Source organism: Bacillus sp. REN16, assembly GCF_020731355.1.
GTDB lineage: Bacteria > Bacillota > Bacilli > Bacillales > Bacillaceae_L > Ferdinandcohnia.
Genome location: NZ_JAJFZK010000052.1, coordinates 1 through 2,049, shown reverse-complemented (window position 1 = coordinate 2,049; position 2,049 = coordinate 1). Strand labels below are relative to the sequence as shown.

The 2,049-nt window shown below is 40.0% G+C and carries 2 protein-coding genes; both read left to right on the top strand.

Features of this window, described 5'->3' with window-relative positions:
* On the top strand, nucleotides 1-1,345 hold a 1,345-nt coding region (locus tag LKW28_RS22775), incomplete at its 5' end, for a DDE-type integrase/transposase/recombinase (RefSeq protein WP_229142699.1).
* Nucleotides 1,338-2,049: ExeA family protein (locus tag LKW28_RS22770; RefSeq protein WP_229142698.1), on the top strand; the 712-nt coding region annotated here is incomplete at its 3' end. The genes LKW28_RS22775 and LKW28_RS22770, both read left to right, overlap by 8 nt.

The window sequence follows — 2,049 nt, the reverse complement described above, 5'->3', positions numbered from 1 at the left end:
AAAAAAGGCAGAAGAAATAGCTGTGCAACGATTTCAACTCATTTCCCCTCTTTTGGCAGAGGGGCTGGATGCAGGTAAAGCAAAAGAATTGAAAGCACAAATATGTAATTCAACGGGTATTTCTGAAAGGACGATTAGACGTTACCTTGAACTCTACCGCAATGATGGATTTGGTGGTCTAAAACCAAAGGGTCATACCAGAACCAAGAAAAAAGAAGCTATTCCATCAAATTTAATAGAACAAGCTATTCTCCTGCGAAAAGAGGCTCCAACACGAAGTGTTGCACAAATTATTCAGATTCTTGAGTGGGAGGGTTTAGCTGAGCCTGGTCAGTTAAAACGTTCCACCCTTCAGGAAAAGTTAGGAGAAAGAGGTTATAGTACTCGTCAAATGAAGTTATATTCTCAAACAGGGGTGGCTGCAAGACGGTTTCAGAAACGACATCGTAATCAACTTTGGCAGTCTGACATTAAATACGGACCTTATTTACCAATTGGCCCTAATGGCACAAAAAAGCAGGTTTATTTAGTAGCTATTATAGATGATGCGACTCGATTTATTCTTCATGGTGCCTTCTATCCTACTTTGGATTCCAGAATTATCGAGGATGCATTTCGAAATGCCATCCAAAAATATGGTGTACCTGAAGCTGTTTACTTTGATAATGGAAAACAATATCGAACGAAATGGATGAGCCGTACATGTTCTAAATTAGGGACTCGATTAATATATGCAAAACCTTATGCGGCCGAATCGAAGGGAAAAGTTGAACGCTTTAATAGAGTTGTAGATTCTTTCTTAGGAGAAGCAGCCATAGAAAAGCCAAATTCCTTAGATCGTTTAAATGAGCTTTTTGAAGTATGGCTATCTGAGTGTTATCAAAATAAAACACACTCTGGATTAGGAGAGAACATCAGCCCTGAATCTGCTTTTCGGAGTGATAAAAAAGCCCTTCGTTTTATTGATCCAGATCAACTAGCAAATGCTTTCTTACATTGCGAAACAAGAAAAGTGGATAAATCGGGATGCATCAGCTTTATGGATCAAAAATATGAAGTGGGTCTTTCATTTATCGGGCGCAAGGTAGATGTTGTTTATGACCCTGCAGATTTAGAGGAGTTAACCATTGAATATGAGGGATATTCCCCTTGGAAAGCCAAAAAGCTTGTGATTGGAGAAAGATCCGGAAAACGACCAACACTCCCTTCACATCTTCAACCACAAGAAGCTGATTCTTCAAGACTATTAAAGGCAGCTGAACAAAAACATCAAGAGAGAAAAGTAGAACAGACTCCAGCTGTTTCATTCCGTGCAGTGTGGAAGGAGGCTGGCGGTCATGTTTGAGAACTTCTATGGGATGGAGCGCACTCCATTTACAAGGGATGTCCCTACGACCCAACTTTATGATTCATATACAATGCAGGAAGTTCTAGGTCGCTTAAAGTATACAGCAGAAAGGCAATTATTTGCCGTTTTAACTGGAGATTGTGGAACAGGAAAAACAACTACAATTCGAAAATTTGTCGATGGTCTGGATCAGGGGAAATATCAAGTGCTCTATTTATCTGATTCAAAACTCACTCCACGCCATTTTTATAAAGGTTTATTAGAACAGCTAGGATCAGAAGCAAAGTTTTATCGGGGCGATGCCAAGCGACAGCTTCACAGAGAAATTGAGTTAATGAGAGGAATACGTGGAATCCAGCCAGTGGTTGTGGTAGATGAATCACACCTCCTAGATCGCGAGATGCTTGAAGAAGTTAGATTTTTACTTAATTTTAAGATGGATGCACAAAGTCCGATGGCCCTCATCCTTGTGGGACAAAGTGAACTATGGGACCGCCTCCGTCTTCAATCATACGCAGCAATACGCCAAAGAATTGATATTCAGTTCAAATTAGGTCATTATGATCGGGCTCAAGTTGGTGAATATGTCTCACGACATTTAGAATATTCAGGGGTTGAACAACCTATCTTTTCCGATGGAGCTTTGGATGAGATCCAAAGATTTTCTGGTGGAACTCCGAGATTAATAAATAAATTATGTA